Source organism: Pelagimonas phthalicica, assembly GCF_004364805.1.
Lineage (GTDB): Bacteria > Pseudomonadota > Alphaproteobacteria > Rhodobacterales > Rhodobacteraceae > Pelagimonas > Pelagimonas phthalicica.
The window spans coordinates 1,752,700-1,767,082 of sequence record NZ_SOAP01000001.1; the positions used below are offsets into that span (position 1 = coordinate 1,752,700).

General features: G+C 55.9%; 18 protein-coding genes. 11 read left to right on the top strand and 7 right to left on the bottom strand.

Annotated elements, in window-relative coordinates:
* Nucleotides 1-10: 10 nt before the first annotated feature.
* A complete protein-coding gene (locus CLV87_RS08545; protein ID WP_099241955.1) occupies nt 11-739 on the bottom strand; it encodes a uroporphyrinogen-III synthase in 729 nt (242 codons plus the stop codon).
* A gap of 74 nt (nt 740-813) precedes the next feature.
* On the opposite strand from CLV87_RS08545, the gene tsaD reads away from it, so the two are divergent.
* The 5 genes from tsaD (at nt 814) to CLV87_RS08570 (ending at nt 3,993) form a co-directional block, all read left to right on the top strand.
* Nucleotides 814-1,893, top strand: a complete 1,080-nt coding sequence (gene tsaD, locus CLV87_RS08550; protein WP_099241953.1) for a tRNA (adenosine(37)-N6)-threonylcarbamoyltransferase complex transferase subunit TsaD — start codon at nt 814-816, stop codon at nt 1,891-1,893.
* Nucleotides 1,890-2,840 (top strand): NAD(P)H-dependent glycerol-3-phosphate dehydrogenase, encoded by a 951-nt coding sequence (locus tag CLV87_RS08555; RefSeq protein ID WP_099241951.1) that lies wholly within the window; start codon nt 1,890-1,892, stop codon nt 2,838-2,840. Before tsaD ends, CLV87_RS08555 begins: the two co-directional genes overlap by 4 nt.
* Before the next feature lie 2 nt (nt 2,841-2,842).
* Nucleotides 2,843-3,109 (top strand): YciI family protein, encoded by a 267-nt coding sequence (locus CLV87_RS08560; protein WP_099241949.1) that lies wholly within the window; start codon nt 2,843-2,845, stop codon nt 3,107-3,109.
* The gene (locus CLV87_RS08565) at nt 3,109-3,528 is read left to right on the top strand and encodes an EVE domain-containing protein (RefSeq protein WP_099241947.1); all 420 of its coding nucleotides are present in this window, start codon (nt 3,109-3,111) and stop codon (nt 3,526-3,528) included. The genes CLV87_RS08560 and CLV87_RS08565 overlap by 1 nt, the downstream gene beginning before the upstream one ends.
* A gap of 66 nt (nt 3,529-3,594) precedes the next feature.
* The gene (locus CLV87_RS08570) at nt 3,595-3,993 is read left to right on the top strand and encodes a DUF1761 domain-containing protein (RefSeq protein WP_099241945.1); all 399 of its coding nucleotides are present in this window, start codon (nt 3,595-3,597) and stop codon (nt 3,991-3,993) included.
* A 220-nt stretch (nt 3,994-4,213) separates the two neighbouring features.
* Here the strand turns inward: CLV87_RS08570 and CLV87_RS24140 are convergent, their stop codons facing one another.
* Complete coding sequence (locus CLV87_RS24140) at nt 4,214-4,564, bottom strand: GFA family protein (protein ID WP_099244566.1); 351 nt, start codon at nt 4,562-4,564, stop codon at nt 4,214-4,216.
* Nucleotides 4,565-4,628: 64 nt separating this feature from the next.
* Nucleotides 4,629-4,970 (bottom strand): DUF2853 family protein, encoded by a 342-nt coding sequence (locus CLV87_RS08580; RefSeq protein ID WP_099241944.1) that lies wholly within the window; start codon nt 4,968-4,970, stop codon nt 4,629-4,631.
* A 216-nt stretch (nt 4,971-5,186) separates the two neighbouring features.
* Here CLV87_RS08580 and CLV87_RS08585 point away from each other — a divergent pair, with 216 nt between their 5' ends.
* The 3 genes from CLV87_RS08585 to CLV87_RS08595 all read left to right on the top strand — a co-directional run bounded on the left by CLV87_RS08585 (nt 5,187) and on the right by CLV87_RS08595 (nt 9,001).
* Nucleotides 5,187-6,047, top strand: a complete 861-nt coding sequence (locus CLV87_RS08585; protein ID WP_099241942.1) for a phytanoyl-CoA dioxygenase family protein — start codon at nt 5,187-5,189, stop codon at nt 6,045-6,047.
* Nucleotides 6,044-6,646, top strand: a complete 603-nt coding sequence (locus CLV87_RS08590; protein WP_166652699.1) for an HD domain-containing protein — start codon at nt 6,044-6,046, stop codon at nt 6,644-6,646. The genes CLV87_RS08585 and CLV87_RS08590 overlap by 4 nt, the downstream gene beginning before the upstream one ends.
* A 120-nt stretch (nt 6,647-6,766) precedes the next feature.
* Nucleotides 6,767-9,001 carry a response regulator gene (locus CLV87_RS08595; protein WP_099241940.1) on the top strand — a complete coding sequence of 745 codons (2,235 nt, stop codon included), beginning with the start codon at nt 6,767-6,769 and terminating at the stop codon, nt 8,999-9,001.
* Nucleotides 9,002-9,081: 80 nt separating this feature from the next.
* Here the strand turns inward: CLV87_RS08595 and ahcY are convergent, their stop codons facing one another.
* Both ahcY and CLV87_RS08605 read right to left on the bottom strand, forming a co-directional pair.
* The gene (gene ahcY, locus CLV87_RS08600) at nt 9,082-10,470 is read right to left on the bottom strand and encodes an adenosylhomocysteinase (protein WP_099241938.1); all 1,389 of its coding nucleotides are present in this window, start codon (nt 10,468-10,470) and stop codon (nt 9,082-9,084) included.
* A gap of 128 nt (nt 10,471-10,598) precedes the next feature.
* Entirely contained in the window at nt 10,599-10,916 is a 318-nt protein-coding gene (locus CLV87_RS08605; RefSeq protein WP_099241936.1) for a hypothetical protein, read from the bottom strand.
* Nucleotides 10,917-11,120: 204 nt separating this feature from the next.
* On the opposite strand from CLV87_RS08605, the gene CLV87_RS08610 reads away from it, so the two are divergent.
* The 3 genes from CLV87_RS08610 (at nt 11,121) to CLV87_RS08620 (ending at nt 13,040) form a co-directional block, all read left to right on the top strand.
* On the top strand, nt 11,121-11,720 hold the full coding sequence (locus CLV87_RS08610; protein WP_099241934.1) for an HD domain-containing protein: 600 nt from the start codon (nt 11,121-11,123) through the stop codon (nt 11,718-11,720).
* The gene (locus CLV87_RS08615; protein ID WP_099241932.1) at nt 11,717-12,202 is read left to right on the top strand and encodes a GNAT family N-acetyltransferase; all 486 of its coding nucleotides are present in this window, start codon (nt 11,717-11,719) and stop codon (nt 12,200-12,202) included. Before CLV87_RS08610 ends, CLV87_RS08615 begins: the two co-directional genes overlap by 4 nt.
* Nucleotides 12,203-12,461: 259 nt before the next feature.
* Complete coding sequence (locus CLV87_RS08620) at nt 12,462-13,040, top strand: hypothetical protein (RefSeq protein WP_133840724.1); 579 nt, start codon at nt 12,462-12,464, stop codon at nt 13,038-13,040.
* A 52-nt stretch (nt 13,041-13,092) separates the two neighbouring features.
* On the opposite strand, the gene CLV87_RS08625 is transcribed toward CLV87_RS08620, so the two are convergent.
* Together CLV87_RS08625 and CLV87_RS08630 are read right to left on the bottom strand one after the other, a co-directional pair.
* Complete coding sequence (locus CLV87_RS08625) at nt 13,093-13,647, bottom strand: ActR/PrrA/RegA family redox response regulator transcription factor (RefSeq protein ID WP_099241928.1); 555 nt, start codon at nt 13,645-13,647, stop codon at nt 13,093-13,095.
* 79 nt (nt 13,648-13,726) lie between these two features.
* Nucleotides 13,727-14,353, bottom strand: a complete 627-nt coding sequence (locus tag CLV87_RS08630) for an SCO family protein (protein ID WP_099241926.1) — start codon at nt 14,351-14,353, stop codon at nt 13,727-13,729.
* Nucleotides 14,354-14,383: the final 30 nt, after the last annotated feature.

Genomic DNA, 14,383 nt, shown 5'->3' on the forward strand with positions numbered 1-14,383 from the left:
AAACACCCGATCACCGATCAGGTTCAAAATCCTTCGCACAAGCCAGTTCAATCAGCTCTGTCACCAGATGTGCCATCTCTGCCGACTCAGGCCGTGCCGCAATCCTCAACTCTGTTATATGCAACTCAGAGAGCGGCTTGGCCACCGCTTCGCTCATAGCCGCGACAAGAAGCGGCGCTTTGATGCGGTTTTTTGCCAGAAGTGCTGCTGTTCTGGGCGAAAAAATCGGAGCAATCACGGGGATTTCTCCGTGCAACGCGTCATTTGCGGCTTGGGTCAGGGCCAACTCTGGCTGATCATACATAGTCGCTTCAATTGTCTCGATCCCGGCTTGGGTCAAGCGCATCGCCACGTCGCCACGGGCATGGGTGCCGCGAATATGTAGTAAAGGGCCATGAACCGGGCCACTGGGCAGCGTTGCAACAAGCGCCTCGGCGTTCGGCTCAACCGTTGCGACCGTCAAACCCGCCTGGCGCACGCATTCCGCTGTTTTCTGTCCCACCACATGGGCAACCAACCCGGTCTCCCCCTGCGCCCGTTGATAGGCGTCGACCCCGTTGGCTGAGGTAAAGATCAATCCTTGAAAGGGTGAAAGGTCCGGCAACTCTCCATTAAACTCTATCCCTAACAAGGGAGAGATAACGACCTCAGCCCGACTGCTTGCTGGACACTGTCCCAGGAACCGCCTTGAGGCATGTTCGGGTCGTGTCATCAACAAAAGGGGTTTTGATCGGGTCATTCAGGCTCCGGGATTGTCGCGCCGCGTCCCGAGTGGTACTCCCTGCCCCCGAGCAACGCAACGGAAAGCCCGCAATGACCTCTCCCCTGATCCTTGGTCTGGAAAGCAGCTGTGACGACACAGCCTCCGCTTTGGTACGGGGGCAAGAGGTGCTGGCCTCGGTGGTTTTGGGGCAATCCGATCTGCACGCAGAGTTCGGCGGGGTTGTACCGGAAATAGCCGCACGCGCTCATGCGGAACGTCTCGATGGCGCGATCAAGCAAGCTTTGGACGAGGCGGAAACCTCGCTGAACGACATTGACGCCATTGCGGTCACAGCCGGGCCGGGGCTGATCGGCGGTGTCGTCTCGGGTGTCATGATGGCCAAGGGGCTGGCCACCGGGCTGAACAAACCGCTGATCGGCGTGAACCATTTGGCCGGGCACGCCCTGACCCCGCGCCTGACCGATGGGTTGGATTACCCCTATCTCATGCTGCTGGTCTCAGGCGGTCATTGCCAATTCCTGATCGTGCGCGGACCCCAAGATTTCACCCGTCTTGGCGGTACGATCGACGATGCCCCCGGCGAAGCCTTTGACAAAACCGCGCGGCTTTTGGGCCTGTCACAACCGGGCGGCCCCTCTGTCGAGGCGGCCGCACAAGGGGGCGACGAGACGCGCTTTCGCTTCCCGCGCCCTCTGCTGGACCGACTCGGCTGCGACATGTCTTTCTCAGGTCTCAAAACCGCGCTTTTGCGCCAGCGTGATCAGTTGATCGACGAAAAGGGCGGCCTGACGGAACAAGACCGCAAGGATGTCTGCGCCAGCTTTCAAGCGGCTGTTCGTGATGTTCTGGTCGAAAAGACCCGCCGCGCGATTTCCGCCTATCTGGACGAAACCCCTGCCTCGCCTGCGCTGGCCGTTGCCGGCGGGGTTGCGGCCAATATGACCCTGCGTGCGGGTCTCCAAGACCTGTGCGCTGAAACCGGTTTGCGCTTTACCGCCCCGCCTTTGCGGCTTTGCACCGATAACGCGGCGATGATCGCCTATGCCGGGTCCGAGCTTTTCGCGCGCGGCAAACGCGATGACATGAGCCTGTCCGCCCGGCCCCGCTGGCCGCTTGATCAAAACGCTGCGCCGCTCCTCGGGTCGGGCAAAAAGGGAGCCAAGGCATGAGCGTTTCTGTTTTCGGAGCCGGGGCCTTTGGCACCGCTTTGGCCATTTCACTGGCTCAGAACGGGCCTGTCACCCTGTGGGCGCGCGATGTCTCGCCACTGGAAAACAAACGACAAAGCCCGCGTTTGCCCGGCATAACCTTGCCCGACCAGATCAGCATTACCGGCGATTTGGAACAGGCTTTGGAAAATGACACTTTGCTGTTCTCCATTCCGATGCAGAACTTGTCCGGCTTTCTGAGCCGGATCAATTCTGACCTTGAGGGCAAGGCGCTGGTCGCGTGCTGCAAGGGCGTCGATCTGCGCAGCGGTCTGGGCCCAGTTGGTATCCTGTCAGAGACCAAACCCAAGGCGCAGGCGGCCATCCTGACCGGCCCCAGCTTTGCTGCTGACATTGCCAAGGGCCTGCCCACGGCGCTGACCTTGGCCTGTACAGACGACGCCATCGGCAAAGAGATCCAGCATCAGCTTTCTACCCCATCGCTGCGGCTTTATCGCAGCACGGATACGGTTGGTGCAGAACTGGGCGGCGCGCTCAAGAACGTCATGGCCATCGCCTGCGGAGCTGCCATGGGGGCGGGTTTGGGCGACAGCGCCCGCGCCGCCCTGATGACCCGCGGCTTTGCCGAAATGACCCGGTTCGCCGCCTCGCGCGAGGCGCGACCTGAAACCATGGCCGGGCTGTCCGGTCTGGGCGATCTGGCGCTGACCTGCACCTCAGACCTGTCGCGCAATTACCAGCTTGGCCTTGCCCTGGGGCGCAAAGAAGCGTTCGACCCCTCCATCACCGTCGAAGGCGCGGCCACGGCTCAGGCGATGGACCGCATCGCCATCGACACAGGCCTGTCCTTGCCCATCTGTCATGCCGTCGCCGCCTTGACCCAGGGCCGCGTCACCGTAGATGACGTTATGACCCAATTGCTGTCCCGCCCATTGAAAGAGGAATAACCATGCTCATCGCTCTGATCGCCAAAGACAAACCCGGCGCGCTGGCCATCCGTCAGGAAAACCGCCCCGCCCATGTGGAATATCTCAAGGCCACCAATGTCGCGCAGGCGGGCCCGTTGCTGGACGATAATGGCGAAATGTGCGGCAGCCTGGTGATCCTTGACCTGCCCGATATGGCCGCCGCCGAGGATTGGGTTGCCAATGATCCCTATGGCAAGGCAGGCCTGTTCGAAAGCACCGAGCTCATCGCGTGGAACAAGGTCATCTGATGCGCTATTGGCTGTTCAAATCCGAACCCTCGACCTGGTCCTGGGATCAACAGGTTGCCAAAGGCGAAACTGGCGAAGAATGGGACGGCGTGCGCAACTATCAGGCGCGCAATTTCATGCGCGACATGGCGCTAGGGGATCGCGGGTTCTTTTACCATTCGCAAAAGGAAAAAGCGGTTGTCGGCACGGTCGAGGTCTGCGCCGAAGCCCATCCAGACAGCACAACCGATGATGAGCGTTGGGACTGTGTGGACATCCGCGCCCTTGCCCCTGCGCAAACCCCGGTGACACTGGATCAGATCAAAACCCATCCTGACCTGGCCGAGATGGTTCTGGTGAAAAACTCGCGCCTTTCGGTGCAACCCGTCACTGAAAGCGAATGGCAGATCATCTGCAACCTGGCTGGGATTTCCCTCTAGGCCAATTCAGGTTCTTGCGGCAGACTGTCTCTTGGGAAACGTCGTTGGACGAACAGGAGGGGCAGAATGCTCGAGATCATCAATGTGCTTGTCGCCGCCATGGCATCTTTTGCCGTCGGGGCCGTATATTACATGAAACTGTCAGAACCTTGGATGGAAGCATCCAGCGTGCCACGCGGCGAAGACGGGCAACCGGCCAACGGCGCTAACCCGATGCTTTATGTCGGGACATTCCTGTTGCAGTTGGTCGTGGCTGGCATGATGCGCCATGTGTTCGAACTGGCCACCATCGACACGATTGCCAAGGGCGCAGTGGCGGGCCTTGGCATCGGGTTGTTCTTCATCACACCCTGGATCGGCATCAACAACGCCTATGGAGATCGCCCCAAGAAACTGACCCTGATCGACGGGGGCTATGCCACCATTGCCTGCACGGTCATGGGCATTGCGCTGACGCTGTTCTGATTGGCGACGAAGGCAAAGAAAATGGCGGAGGGGCCGACATACCGGAACCCTCCGCCTACCCACGTGCTCCCTACGCACCACACGTGAAACAGAATCTATGGTTCCAGCCTTCTAGCCGGTTTGGTCCAGACTATGCGCCGCGTCGCAGCGATGCAAATTTCAAATAGACGCAATTTCAAGCAATTACGCATCTTATCCTTTGGATCGGTCGCAAACCCAATCAATCAAGGAAGGTCCAGCTATCTGCGCCATCAAAGTGACGCAGCGGAATAGACTTGGAAATCTCCGGGTCTGCCAGGCGTACGTTGACGGCCATGCGCCCGGTTTCCGGCTCGTTCAAATTTGACCAATGCGTGGTGCAGCCGCATGTTGGGCAGCTGTGAAAGGCGATGTTCTTGTCGCCATGCGCATAGGCCTTGGTCTCGCCTAAAATGCGAATTTTCGACGTCTGGGAATAGATCCAATGGCTGCCCAATCGCCGACAAATCGAGCAGTTGCAGGCAACCGCAAATTCCGGCCTGTCATCAAATTCAATCGTAACAGCGCCGCAATGGCAGGATGTTGTTATCACGCGCAAACTCCCGGAAACAAAAAAGCCCCCGACAGTCGGAGGCTTTTGCTGTGTTGTGGCCTGTTTAGCCGTACACGGATTCTTTGCCGAAATGTTTTACCAGCAGATAGTAAAACACGGCGCGGTATTTGTTGCGCTCGGATTTGCCGTAGGTCTCGATGGCCTGATTGATGGCGTCCATCAGCTCTGGGCCATCGGCCAGGCCAAGTTTTTTGATCAGAAAGTTATTCTTGACCGTTTCCAGCTCGCTTTCCTGCGACCCGGCGACAGTAGAGGCATCATCATTATAGATGGCCGGACCGCAACCAATGGTCACTTTGGTCAGCAGATCCATATCCGGCGTCATACCGCATTTGTTCTTCAGGTCATCCGCATATTTTGCGATCAGCTCGTCGCGCTTGCCCATAGGTAACTCCCTCGTCTTCAGACATTCTGCCCTGTGGATATGTTAAAGTGATGGCCGCAAAGCCCATTCGAATCAAGAATAATCATTCCTGCGGCCAGTTTAATGGGAATTCCGGGATCATTTCCCACATGTCTGGAATCGACATTTTACAGGTCGCGCGTAAGACAGATCACTGGATTTTCCTCCCCAAGACTATGATGTCAAAGGGAGGACGCCATGACACTGACACCCGCGCAAAAAGACAGCTATGCCGAGAACGGTTTCCTGACCGGGCTTGAGGTCTTTGACCAATCCGAAGTGGCCAGGATCCGACAACAGATCGAAACCCTTGAGGCGCGCCATGCAGCAGGTGCAGGCGGGTATGACCTGAACCAGTTCTTTCGCGTCAACGGACAATTGGTGATCCCGCTCTTGGCAGATCTCGCCCGGACCCCCGCCATTCTGGATCAGGTTTCAGAAATACTTGGCCCTGACTTGCTGGTTTGGTCGGTTGAACTGTTCATCAAGGAACCAGGCACGCAATCAGTGGTCTCCTGGCATCAGGACCTGACCTATTGGGGCATGGGCGAAACCGACGAAGAGCTGACCGCTTGGGTCGCGCTTTCTGATGTCTCGGTCAAGGCTGGGTGCATGCGATTTATTCCCGGCAGCCACAAAGGTCGGATCGTGGATCATGCGGATACTTTTGATCAGGACAATCTGCTGTCTCGCGGGCAAGAGATCGCTGGCGTGAACGAAACGGACGCTGTGCATGGGCCGCTCGCGCCTGGGCAGATGTCCTTTCACCACGGGCGCTGCTTTCATGCATCAGGCCCAAACCAATCCGATGACCGGCGCATCGGGCTGGCGATCCGCTATGTGACACCATCGGTCAAACAGGCTGACAGCGGGCGTGATTATGCCATGTTGGTACGCGGCAAGGACAATGAGCGCGGCTGGATCAATGTCGCAGGCCCAAGCAGGCTTTTTGCAGCAGAGGATTTGGCGCTTTATCGTGAGGTTCTGACGCATCAATCTGCGGCTTTGGCCGCTGGAGCCACAGAGGACGTGGGCATGTATTCCGGAGGCACAGCATGAGCAGCGAAAAAGTATCCTTTACCCAAATGAAGGACGGGACCAAAGATGAGTACCTCCTGCTGCAAAAGCTTGAGAAACCTTATCTTTCCTTGACGGCCGACCGAATTCTGGACGAGTTGCGCCGCCAGGGAGCGGTGTCATTGGAAGGGTATCAGATCAACCGTTTGCAGCATGGCCTGCAATCAGCCACCCGCGCCGAACGCGATGGCGCAGATATCGACTGGATCGTCGGTGCACTCCTACACGATATCGGCGACGGGCTCGCCCCCCAGAACCACGACCGTTTCAGCGCCGAAGTGATCCGCCCCTTTGTGCGCTGGGATGTGGCCTGGGTTGTCGAACATCACGGCATCTTTCAGATGATCTATTACGCCCATCACTATGGCTGGGACGAAAATGCCCGCGACGAATTCAAGGATCACCCGTGTTTCAACAGCTGTGCCGAATTCTGCGAACGCTGGGACCAAAGCAGCTTTGACCCAGATTATGACATGGCCCCCTTGGAGCATTTCGAACCCATGCTACGCGAGGTTTTTGCCCGCAAAGCCTATGATCCGGACGTCATGCGCGAAGGGTTTGTTTCACCGCTTTCAAGGTAAACAGGATATGTCAAATCCGGGCTATTCCTCGGCGGAATTTCTGCGCGCGATTGTTTGAATTTAGACTACTTTAAGACTGACACGATAGCACGAAAGGTGGTTCCAAACGTGACTGTCTAAATGCGACATACCTTAATTCTGTCTATCGTGTCGGTGTGCATGCTGACCCTGTGCCTAAGCTTAGGCACGTGGTTCAGTGTATATACGGCCAATTCAGAAATGGCATTTCGCGCCGAACAATCCGCGCAAATGTGGCTCCGCATCCTGACCGCCGAGGAAAAAGACCTGCCAAAGTGGCTGCGTGGCGAACCATTGCCCAGCAAAGTCTGGGAAAAATTCGCTTTGTATGAGCGTACGTCAGACGTTTTTAGTTTCAAGTTCTACGATGAGAAAGGGCATATCGCCTTTGAATCCGGAAACCCGGACTTTCACGAACATGATCATTCCCAAGAGCTGGAAACCAACACCAACCTAATGACGGTCATAGAAACGCGAGAATCGTTTACTGAGCTTTGCGATGGCATGCACAGCTTGCCCGGCCCAGAGCACTATGCTGAATCCTATATTCCGATCATCCGTGACGGCCAGTTGATCGGCGTTTTCGAGGCTTATATCGACATGACCGGGGCCGCGGCTGATGTCACCTCGTTGTTTTCCAAACTGGTCAGCATCATCGTGATCCTTGTGTTGGCCGCTGTTGTGGTTCCCTTTGGGCTCATCATGATGTTCTGGTCTCGCCTGCGAAAATTCGTTGTGCATCTCAAGGCGGAAACAAAACGCGCCGAACAGGCCGAGCAGGCCAAATCAGATTTCCTGACTCAGATGAGTCACGAACTGCGCACCCCAATGAACGGCATGATCGGCATGTTTGATCTGTTGCAACGATCCAAATTGACCGATGAGCAACGCTCGATCGTGCAAACCATCTCGCAAAGCTCCAGCGCGTTCTTGCAGATCGTCAATGACATCGTGGACTTTTCCAAGATCGAGTCCGGGCAGATGGAACTGGTCGATGCGCCCTTCAATTTACGGCATCTGGTCGAAGAGGTAGCGACGCTTTTTGCCCCTTCTCTTGCCAAGAAATCGGTAGAGATCTCCATCGACTGCGATTTGCCCGACCAGATGTGTTTCAGCGGTGATGCCACGCGGATACGTCAATGCCTTATGAATCTGGTTGGAAACGCCGCCAAATTTACCATGACCGGCCATATCAGCGTTACAGTTTCCGAAGGTCATGATGGCCAAACGCATATCAGTGTATCAGACACTGGCATGGGCATCGCCGAAGATCAGCTGGACCGGATTTTTGAGGCTTTTTCACAAGTCGACAAGGGCGAGACGCGCCAATTTGACGGCACGGGGCTTGGGCTCACCATCACCAATGAACTGACCCGTATGATGGGCGGCAAGATGAGCGCAACGTCGGTCTTGGGTCAGGGGTCGGCATTTGAAATCAGTTTGCCGTTGAAATCCGTTCAATGCTCTGAAGAAAGCCAAAAGTTCTGGTCGCAGGCGCGGCAATTCCTGGCTGGTAAATCCATACTAATTGCCGAGAACAGGCCAGAGCTAAGCGAGTCACTTTGCCAAAACCTCAGAAATCTGGGGGCGCACCCGATCGCTTGCCCAAGCGGTCAAACCGCGCTCGAAACGTTTGAGGCTTTGAAAGCGGAAGACCAAAAACCGGACCTGTGCCTGATCGACTGCGGGTTGCAGGACATTCCGGGCGATCAGGTTATGGATCGATTGGATCAAATCTCGGGGCCCAACGCGCTACCATGTATTATCATGCTGCGTGCGGACAAGGATTTTACCGCCCAGGACATGCGTGATCGTGGCTTTGCCGGATCCTTGCGCAAACCGCTGCAAATCCGCGAATTTGCCACTGTCATGGCCCGGGCTGTCGACAAAAATGCCTTTCAAATCCCACCTGCACGGATCACCCCGAAACAGGATGACCCCGACCTTTCGCAGGTGCGCATTCTCTTGGCAGAGGATAACAGAACCAACCAATTGGTTGTTCAAAAGCTGCTCAAGAACACCGGTGTCATGATCGATTTGGCCAATAACGGCCTGGAAGCCGTCGAAATGTATGAATCCCTGCACCCGGATTTAGTTTTGATGGATATCGCCATGCCGGAAATGAACGGCCATGAGGCCACCCAACTGATCCGCATGATCGAAGCCAAGCAGAGCACTGACACGACTCCCATTCTTGCCTTGACCGCAAATGTGCTGCCCAAGGATCGCAAGGCCTGCCATGCTTCAGGGATGAGCGGATTTTTGTCGAAACCCGTCAAACGTTCCAAGCTGATCGAGACAATCATCTCACACCTTGGGCGACAAACAGCAGCCTGATTTAGACTGCTGCTGTGTTCTTTAATCTGTCACCCAGAAGATCAGTTTGGTCTCCTGGCTGCGATGTCAAAAGCGACCGCTTAGTAACGGTAGTGCTCTGGCTTGAACGGGCCTTCGGGCTTTACGCCGATATAAGCCGCTTGTTCCGCAGACAGTTCAGTCAGCTTCACGCCGATCTTACCCAGGTGCAGACGCGCAACCTTTTCATCCAGATGCTTGGGCAGGATATAAACGCCAGGTTTGTACGCATCACCGTTCTGCCACAGCTCGATCTGCGCCAGAACCTGGTTGGTAAAGGAGGCGGACATCACGAAAGATGGGTGGCCGGTGGCGTTGCCAAGGTTCAGCAGACGGCCTTCGGAGAGCAGGATCAGACGATGGCCATTCGGCATCTCGATCATATCCACCTGCTCTTTGATGTTGGTCCATTTGTGGTTCTTCAGAGCCGCAACCTGGATTTCGTTATCAAAGTGGCCGATATTGCCAACGATGGCCATGTCCTTCATCTCGCGCATATGCTCGATGCGGATCACGTCTTTGTTGCCGGTTGTAGTGATGAAGACGTCAGCACTGTCGACAACATCTTCCAGCAGCACAACTTCGAAACCGTCCATCGCCGCCTGCAAGGCGCAGATTGGGTCAGCTTCGGTTACTTTCACGCGGGCACCAGCGCCCTGCAGCGAAGCCGCGGAGCCTTTGCCAACATCGCCGTAACCACACACAACAGCAACCTTACCGGCCAACATGGTGTCGGTCGCGCGGCGGATACCGTCGACCAGCGATTCCTTACAACCATATTTGTTGTCGAATTTCGACTTGGTCACCGAATCGTTCACGTTGATCGCAGGGAAAGGCAGCTGGTCGTTCTTGGCCAGCTCGTATAGGCGGTGAACGCCGGTGGTGGTTTCTTCGGAAACACCCTGGATCGCTTCTTTGGTCTTGGTGAACCAACCCGGGCTTTGCTCCATACGCTTTTTGATCTGCGCTTTGATCACCGCTTCTTCTTCGGACTGCGGAACCGGGATGATATCTTCGCCCGCTTCGGCGCGCGCGCCCAGCAGAACGTAGAGGGTGGCGTCGCCACCGTCGTCCAGGATCATGTTCGCGCCTTCGGCAAACATGAAGGATTTGTCCAGATAATCCCAATGCTCTTCAAGGGTTTGGCCCTTGATTGCAAAAACAGGAATGTCAGCGGCGGCAATGGCTGCGGCAGCGTGATCCTGGGTCGAGAAGATGTTGCACGACGCCCAGCGTACATCAGCACCCAGCGCAACCAGGGTTTCAATCAGAACACCGGTTTGAATGGTCATGTGCAGCGATCCAACGATGCGCGCGCCTTTAAGCGGCTTAGAGTCACCGTATTCTTCGCGCAGCGCCATCAGGCCCGGCATTTCCGTTTCGGCAATATCCAGCTCTTTGCGGCCGAACTCAGCAAGTGCAATGTCTTTGACGATAAAATCTGCGGCCATAAGCCTGCCTCCGGTAGATTGATCCGTTAGCGGGGGACCTATCATTCCCGGCCTAGGCGGGCAATGTGGAAAAGCATAGAATGCAAGCCTGTCACGCCACCGTCATATTCGACAAGTGCCTTGTTTTTCTAGCTGGGGATACCGTCGACTTTCTTGACCGGTTCTGCCTCAAAAAACTCGGTTCCCGCCGCGACAATGCAACTTATTCCGGTCGCGGTTGAGACGAGTACCGTGAAGGATCCGGTTTCTTTGGATGTCCAGATCTCAACGACTGATTTGGCTGGGTCCCCTTGGGTCAACCCGCCCGATGTCAGCTGTTCCGAGTATTTTTCCTGCAGCTTGCTGACGATGATATCGCGTGGGGCACAGTGGGACTGGGCAAAAGCAGGCGGCGCGATCGCGGCCATTCCAAAGACCAATGCGGCATTTACCAAACGCTTGAACATGGCATGTTCCTTTCCTATTGCTTCGATAAAAAGGGAGGCATGCCGGGAGTGGGCATCGCCCCCCTCGGTTCAAATATGGGATCCAGCCGATCATGGTCCAACGCACGCGTCTTCACGTGGTGGCCGGCAGCATGTGATCCCAGACCCCCAGACTAGCCTTGGAATATGGCAATTTCTGGGCGGCTAAATTGGGTAGGTGGCAAAATGGCAACAAAACAAACACGCGCATGGCAAAGGATGCTATCGGGGCGCCGTTTGGATCTTTTGGATCCGACGCCTGTCGATATCGAGATCGAAGATATCGCGCATGGCCTTGCTTTTGTTGCCCGCTGGAACGGTCAGACCAAGGGCGATTTCGCCTATTCCGTGGCCGAACATTCCCTTTTGGTCGAAGAAATCTTTGGCCGGTTGAACCCAAAGGCCCGTATTTCTGACCGCCTGACCGCCCTGTTACACGACGCGCCGGAATATGTGATTGGCGATATGATTTCCCCGGTCAAAGCCGCTGTTGGACCGGATTACGAAGAGCTCGACAAACGCCTGACAGCAGCGATTCACATCCGATTTGGTCTGCCGGCCACAGTGCCCGTGCGCCTCAAGAAGCAGATCAAAAAAGCGGATAGGATCAGCGCCTGGATGGAGGCCGTGGAAATTGCCGGGTTCACACGGGAAGAAGCCGACAAATTGTTTGGGGCCCCGGATTTGGACCTGATTTCAGATTTGCACATCCGGCTGCGCCCCCCCGTCGAAACCCGAAACGATTTCACCGCGCGCCATGCTGCACTATTACGAGATATGCCATGATCACCATACGCCGCGCCGGCGCGCTTGATGCTCGCCCCATGGCAGAGCTTTTGAACGAAATCATCGCCAAGGGCGGCACAACCGCCCTGACGACCCCGGTCACGGCTGAGGACATGAAGGCCTGGATGATGTCCTATCCAGACCGCTCAGCCTGGCACATTGCCGAGGATGACGGTGGCGAACTCCTTGGGTTTCAGATGATCAAACCAGAATCCTATCTGCCCGAAGACGCGGTCGATATCGCCACCTTTGCCCGCGTTGGCCGGGTGAAAATGGGGATTGGTTCAGCTTTGTTTGAAAAGACACGGCAGGCGGCAGAACAGATGGGCTACGCCTGGATCAACGCCAATATTCGCGCTGATAATTTTGGCGGCCTGGCCTATTACCAAAGCCGCGGATTTGAGGATTACGCGACCAAACGCGGTGTGCAGCTAGAGTCTGGGCAAACCGTGGACAAATGCCTGAAACGTTTTGACCTCTGAGCCGGGGCAAAAAGGTTAATTTTTCTCGTATTGAAAACAGATTTTCCACAATCTTGCCCCAATCGCTGTGCATAACACGCAACAAAGGGTTTCAAGCCCGTGTTATTTACTACGGAGAGCAGCCGTGTTGCGTCTTAAATCAATTCTTCTGGTCCTTTGCGCTATGGTCCTTTCAGCCTGCGCACAAACCAAAACGCCCATCACCTCATCCATGAACCGCACCGCATTACCGGCTGCGCAGACGGAGCAAGAGCGCGCCGTGATGCGTCAAGCTAATGCCTTGGATCGCATGTCACGTGATCTGGTGCGCAAAACGACAATGAAAGGCGCTGCAATTGGTGCGGTGGCTGGATGTGGGCTTGCGGTTGTTGGCGGTGCCAAATCCAAATGTGCCCAGGCGGCCCTGGTCGGTGGTGTCATCGGCGGTATTGCGGGCAACGCGGCGGGCAAGGATCAGGTCAAGAAGCGCGTTGAGATTGTTGAACTCAGCCGCGTTTTGCCAAGTCTGCGGGAAACCAAAGAGCAGATGGCGCTTGTTTCTCAGGATGTACCGAGCCTGATCGCCCAACAAAACGCCGAGATTGCGTCCATGCAAACTCAGCTGGCTGCGGGCACTCTGGACCAAACATCGTATGACGCCCGACTGGCCGAAATCCAGTCGGTTCGCTCTGACCTGGCACAGGCTTTGTCGCTCAGCGCTCGCCAAGCCAAACAGGCCAAAGAGGCGCTGCTTGCCGCCAAGGCGCAGGGGCAAACCGGTGTTGACTGGTATATCGCTGAAACCAACAAGCTCGAAGTCGAAGCCGTTTCAGCGCGGGCGCAGATCTCTTTGCTCTAAGACTGGGCTCTGAAACAAGTGGCACGGGTGGGCAACCATCCGTGCCAAACCTTTAACGCGGGCTTCGTTTGGCCAGAATACGCTGCAAAGTCCGGCGATGCATGTTCAAACGACGCGCCGTTTCAGAGACATTGCGATCACAAAGCTCATAAACGCGCTGAATATGTTCCCAACGCACGCGATCCGCGCTCATCGGATTTTCCGGAGGAGGAGGCAGATCATCGCCCTTGGCCAGCAAAGCATTGGTCACATCTGTGGCATCCGCTGGCTTTGACAGATAATCCGTCGCGCCAATCTTGACCGCAGCAACCGCCGTCGCAATCGCGCCATAGCCTGTCAAAACGACAACACGGCAATCGGGGCGTTTTTCGCGCAGCACCTCGACCACATCCAACCCGTTTCCATCCTCAAGACGTAGGTCAACAACGGCATAAGCTGGGGGACGGGCCGTGGCGATAGCAGATCCGGCAGCAACGGAACCTGCGGTTTCAACTTCGAAACCGCGTTTCTCCATGGCTTTGGCTAATCGACGCAAAAAGGGCTCATCATCATCGACCAAAAGCAAGGACTTGTCTTCGCCGATTTCCTCAATGCTGCGTTCTGCCAAATCCTATCCTCCCGGGTGTGATCCGTGCTGGTGACATAAACTATTATCGCCCCAAGCGGTTAGGGTCAAACAGCCTTTGCTATTTTGCCCCCGCGTCGACAAAACAACTGACCCGTTCGGCCATCTGTTCCGCTGTGGTTTCACGTCGGAAGAACTCTACAAAACCGGCCTCGGGGAAAACCAGATAGCTAAAGGTCGAATGGTCGACGAGGTAATATTCGTCATCCGCTGGCTGGGCTTTGTAATAGGTACGGTAGGCTTGCGACGCGGCTTTGACCTGTTCCTCGGAGCCGGTCAGACCGATCATCTTTTCATGGTTGTTAAAGGCAAAATCGCCGACCACTTCGGGTGTATCGCGATTTGGATCGATCGAGATAAAGACCGGCGTTGTGCTGATGCCTTTTTCTGCCAGCAAATCCACTGCTTCTGAATTGCGGGCGCTATCCAACGGGCAGACATCTGGGCAAAAGGTGTAACCGAAATAGACAATGGACGGTTCCGTAAACACATCCTTATCAGTGACGGTTTCCCCTTTGGCATTTACCAAAGTGAAAGGCCCACCAATCGCCGCCGCCCCGCCAGCAACATTGCTTGCCCGACATTGCGCATAAGGATCATCAGAGCCACTGCCCAATGTCACATAAGCAGTCACCCCGATCAAAGCCACAACGGCGACAGAAGCGGAAATAGCGGCCAAACGAGACATAGGTCTCTCCCTTTTCTTCGTGTTGAGGCA

What these genes read in the sequence shown, in the direction of transcription:
- CLV87_RS08545 (WP_099241955.1), bottom strand. Translation starts at nt 739, where the DNA reads ATGACCCGATCAAAACCCCTTTTGTTGATGACACGACCCGAACATGCC.
- tsaD (WP_099241953.1), top strand. Translation starts at nt 814, where the DNA reads ATGACCTCTCCCCTGATCCTTGGTCTGGAAAGCAGCTGTGACGACACA.
- CLV87_RS08555 (WP_099241951.1), top strand. Translation starts at nt 1,890, where the DNA reads ATGAGCGTTTCTGTTTTCGGAGCCGGGGCCTTTGGCACCGCTTTGGCC.
- CLV87_RS08560 (WP_099241949.1), top strand. Translation starts at nt 2,843, where the DNA reads ATGCTCATCGCTCTGATCGCCAAAGACAAACCCGGCGCGCTGGCCATC.
- CLV87_RS08565 (WP_099241947.1), top strand. Translation starts at nt 3,109, where the DNA reads ATGCGCTATTGGCTGTTCAAATCCGAACCCTCGACCTGGTCCTGGGAT.
- CLV87_RS08570 (WP_099241945.1), top strand. Translation starts at nt 3,595, where the DNA reads ATGCTCGAGATCATCAATGTGCTTGTCGCCGCCATGGCATCTTTTGCC.
- CLV87_RS08580 (WP_099241944.1), bottom strand. Translation starts at nt 4,970, where the DNA reads ATGGGCAAGCGCGACGAGCTGATCGCAAAATATGCGGATGACCTGAAG.
- CLV87_RS08585 (WP_099241942.1), top strand. Translation starts at nt 5,187, where the DNA reads ATGACACTGACACCCGCGCAAAAAGACAGCTATGCCGAGAACGGTTTC.
- CLV87_RS08590 (WP_166652699.1), top strand. Translation starts at nt 6,044, where the DNA reads ATGAGCAGCGAAAAAGTATCCTTTACCCAAATGAAGGACGGGACCAAA.
- CLV87_RS08595 (WP_099241940.1), top strand. Translation starts at nt 6,767, where the DNA reads ATGCGACATACCTTAATTCTGTCTATCGTGTCGGTGTGCATGCTGACC.
- ahcY (WP_099241938.1), bottom strand. Translation starts at nt 10,470, where the DNA reads ATGGCCGCAGATTTTATCGTCAAAGACATTGCACTTGCTGAGTTCGGC.
- CLV87_RS08605 (WP_099241936.1), bottom strand. Translation starts at nt 10,916, where the DNA reads ATGTTCAAGCGTTTGGTAAATGCCGCATTGGTCTTTGGAATGGCCGCG.
- CLV87_RS08610 (WP_099241934.1), top strand. Translation starts at nt 11,121, where the DNA reads ATGGCAACAAAACAAACACGCGCATGGCAAAGGATGCTATCGGGGCGC.
- CLV87_RS08615 (WP_099241932.1), top strand. Translation starts at nt 11,717, where the DNA reads ATGATCACCATACGCCGCGCCGGCGCGCTTGATGCTCGCCCCATGGCA.
- CLV87_RS08630 (WP_099241926.1), bottom strand. Translation starts at nt 14,353, where the DNA reads ATGTCTCGTTTGGCCGCTATTTCCGCTTCTGTCGCCGTTGTGGCTTTG.